Below are 3,641 nucleotides of genomic sequence, written 5' to 3' on the forward strand. Positions count from 1 at the left end.
AGCAGAAGGGGGGCGGGATCCGCGAAGCGGGCGAAGACCGCAGCACCGAGCGGATCCGTCGGGGCGACCGGCGCCGTGGCGGCGGGGGCCGGTGCCGGCTCGGCCGCCGGTGCCTCAGGCTTGTAGTCGGGTAGCGCCGTCGTGGCCGGAGCCGAGGGAGCCGCCTGCCCAGGCGGCGCGGCGGCTGGCGATGCCGGGACATCGGCGGAGGGCTGGTCCAGCGAGACGGTCTCCGCACGAAGCGAGGCGGCCGGGGCCAGCGTACCGCAGAGAAGGGCGGCCAGCGCCATGAGGCTGGAGCGCGGGACGCGCATCGTGATCTCCCGGGGTGCGGCGGCAGGACCGCACGCTCAGAGTGTGATTATCCGCGCAAGCGTGGCTTTCAGCAACCGCAGTCGTCGCGAATAGAACCTCTGTCGCGCAGATGAATGTGTCATTTCTAATGCTGCTCAGCTTATGATCTACCTAATCGTCGGTCGATTGCGTGCAGCATCAGGTGAATTTCCCGCACCAACGCGCCGACCGAATGCGGTCGGTGCGTTAGCGCACGCGGCGCTCGATCAGGCCGCGTCCTCGGTCTTCGCGTCGTCCTCCAAGCCCAGATCCTTGAGCTTGCGGTAGAGGGTGGAGCGACCGATGCCGAGGCGACGCGACACCTCCGACATCCGCTGCCGATAGAACTGGAGCGCGAAGCGGATGATCTCCGCCTCCAGGACGTCCATCGGCTTCATCTCGCCGGTCTCCTCGGTCACGAGGGACATGGCATGAGGGTCGCGCACCTCCACGCGGACGATCTCGCGCACGGGCTCGGGGGCGTAGGCCGGCATCTGCGTCTGAACCGGCAGGGCCGGGATGCGGACGTCGAAGCCTTCTACCTGCGCGGCGATCTGGGGGAATTCGGCCACGGTCAGCTCGTCGCCGTCCGCGAGCACGACAGCGCGGAACAGGGCATTCTCCAGCTGCCGGACATTCCCCGGCCAGGGATAGCGCGTCAGCAGCGCCATCGCCTCCGGCGTGATGGCCCGCACGCGCTTGCCTTCCTCGGCCGAGAACCGCGCGCAGAACGAGCGAACGAGGTCCGGTATATCCTCGCGGCGCGCCCGCAACGGCGGCAGCGTCATCGGGAAGACGTTCAGGCGATAATAGAGATCCTCGCGAAACTTGCCCTGCTTGACGAGGTCGAGCAGCGATCGGTTGGTGGCGGAGACAAGGCGGATGTCCACCCGCACGGAGCGTTTGCCGCCGACGGGATCCACCTCGCCTTCCTGCAGGGCCCGGAGCAGCTTGACCTGCGCGTCGAGGGGAAGCTCGCCGATCTCGTCGAGGAAGAGCGTACCGCCCGAGGCCTCGACGAACTTGCCGGCATGCTTTTCGGTCGCACCGGTGAACGCGCCCTTCTCGTGACCGAACAGCGTGGATTCCACGAGATTCTCGGGGATCGCCCCGCAATTGACCGTCACGAACGGCTTGCCGCGCCTGTCGCCGGATCCCTGGATCGCCCGGGCCAGCACCTCCTTGCCGACGCCGGACTCGCCCTCGATCAGGACCGGGATGTTCGATTTCGCCGCCCGCTCGGCGAGGCGGATCAGCCGCTCCATGTCGGGGCTTTTGGACGTGAGATCCTTGAAGGTCAGCGCCCCGGAGGCCCGGCGGCGCATGCGGCGCACCTCCTCCTCCAGCGTATCGACCCGCAGGGCGTTCTTGATCGAGACCTGCAGCCGCTCGGCGCCCGCCGGCTTGACCACGAAGTCCACGGCGCCGGCCCGCATGGCGCCGACCACCGTGTCGATGGAGCCGTTGGAGGTCTGGACGATCACCGGGGTGGCGAGGCCGCTCTTGCGCATCTCGGCCAGCACGCCAAGCCCATCGAGACCGGGCATGACGAGGTCGAGGAGCACGACGTCCGCGCCTTCGGACCGGAGCAGGGCCAGTGCGTCCGCGCCCGTTTCGGCGACCCGGGGCTCGAAGCCGAAGCGGCGCACCGCCGCCTCGGCGAGACGCCGCTGGACCGGATCGTCGTCCACAATGAGCACGGTGGCGGACATGGCGGCTCCCTGAACGGCGCGCGAAGGCCGGGCTCGCGACATGGGCTCAACCCCGTCACGGGCTCCGATTCGGCGACTGTTTCGTTTCGAGCCGTAGGGTGACCCACAGACGTAAAGTGGCGCTTAACGACGTTTGCATCGTGTCGTCGACGATCGCGCGGGGCTTCGAACCGACACGCCGCGTTGAACGCGTGGCGGCACGCTCGATATCAGGGTACGGGGCCGCTGCCCTTAGAGAGGATTGCACGACATGATGCCGAGCCACGCCGCATCGCCGGTGACTGTCCGCCTGCCGGAGGGCGTGAGCGCCGCGCGCGCCGCCGCGAAGGCTGCCGACCTCGGCCATCTTCCGGAATGGGATTTGTCGGACCTCTATTCCGGCCTCGATGACCCCAAATTCTCCGGCGACATGACCCGGGCCGAGGAGGAGTGCCGCCGGTTCTCCGAACTCTATGCCGGCCGCATAGCCGAGCTCGCCGCGGGACCGGAGGCGTCCGCCCGACTGGCGGAGGCCGTGCGCACCTACGAGGGGATCGAGGACCTGCTGGGCAAGCTGATGTCCTTCGCGGGTCTCGTCTATTCCGGCGATACCACCGACGAGGCACGGGCCAAGTTCTACGGCGACACGCGCGAGCGCCTGACCAGCGCCTCCGCGGATCTCCTGTTCTTCGCCCTGGAGCTGAACCGCGTCGACGACGCGGCGATGAATGCCGCGATGGCGGAGGGGCCGCTCGCCCACTACGCGCCGTGGATCGAGGACCTGCGCAAGGAGAAGCCGCACCAGCTCGACGACCGGACCGAGAAGCTCTTCCTCGAGAAGTCGGTCACGTCGAACGCCGCCTGGGACCGTCTGTTCAACGAGACGATCGCCTCGCTGCGCTTCACCGTGCAGGGCGAGGAGATGCCGCTGGAGCCGACGCTCAACAAGCTCCAGGATCCGGACGGAGCCGTCCGCAAGGAGGCGGCCGGTGCGATCAGTGAGGTTCTGCGCGGGCAGTTGCGCGTCTTCACGCTGATCACCAACACGCTGGCGAAGGACAAGGAGATCTCCGACCGCTGGCGCGGCTTTAAGGACGTGGCGGACGCGCGCCACCTGTCGAACCGGGTCGAGCCCGAGGTGGTGGAAGCCCTCGTCGACGCCGTACGGGCGGCCTATCCGCGGCTCTCCCACCGCTACTACAAGCTGAAGGCGAAGTGGTTCGGGCAGGAGACGCTGCCCTATTGGGACCGGAACGCGCCTCTTCCGCGGGTCGAGCAGCGGACGATCCCCTGGACGGAGGCCCGCGACACGGTTCTCTCCGCCTACGACGCGTTCTCGCCGGAGATGGCGGGGATCGCGAAGCGCTTCTTCGATGAGCGTTGGATCGACGCGCCGACCCGTCCCGGCAAGGCGCCGGGCGCCTTCGCGCATCCGACCGTGCCGTCGGTTCACCCCTATGTCCTGGTGAACTACCAGGGCAAGCCGCGGGACGTGATGACGCTGGCGCACGAACTCGGCCACGGCGTCCACCAGGGTCTCGCCGGGCCGACGGCGGCCTGATGGCGCCGACCCCCTGACGCTCGCGGAGACGCCAGCGTGGTCGGCGAGATGCTGAC

The 3,641-nt window shown here is 68.5% G+C and carries 1 protein-coding gene and 2 pseudogenes; 1 reads left to right on the plus strand and 2 read right to left on the minus strand.

Annotation, left to right across the window (positions count from 1 at the left end):
* Together I53_RS29280 and I53_RS29285 are read right to left on the minus strand one after the other, a co-directional pair.
* Nucleotides 1-314: pseudogene (locus I53_RS29280) on the minus strand (murein L,D-transpeptidase); the annotation flags it as partial.
* A 246-nt stretch (nucleotides 315-560) separates the two neighbouring features.
* Nucleotides 561-2,045 carry a sigma-54 dependent transcriptional regulator gene (locus I53_RS29285; protein WP_043357728.1) on the minus strand — a complete coding sequence of 495 codons (1,485 nt, stop codon included), beginning with the start codon at nucleotides 2,043-2,045 and terminating at the stop codon, nucleotides 561-563.
* A gap of 250 nt (nucleotides 2,046-2,295) precedes the next feature.
* Between I53_RS29285 and I53_RS29290 the strand changes: the two are divergent.
* Nucleotides 2,296-3,641 (plus strand): annotated as a pseudogene (locus I53_RS29290) (M3 family oligoendopeptidase); the annotation flags it as partial.

The organism is Methylobacterium sp. B1, from assembly GCF_000333255.1.
GTDB lineage: Bacteria > Pseudomonadota > Alphaproteobacteria > Rhizobiales > Beijerinckiaceae > Methylobacterium > Methylobacterium fujisawaense.

Coding starts and splice junctions, on each gene's coding strand:
- I53_RS29285 (WP_043357728.1), bottom strand. CDS start 2,045: ATGTCCGCCACCGTGCTCATTGTGGACGACGATCCGGTCCAGCGGCGT.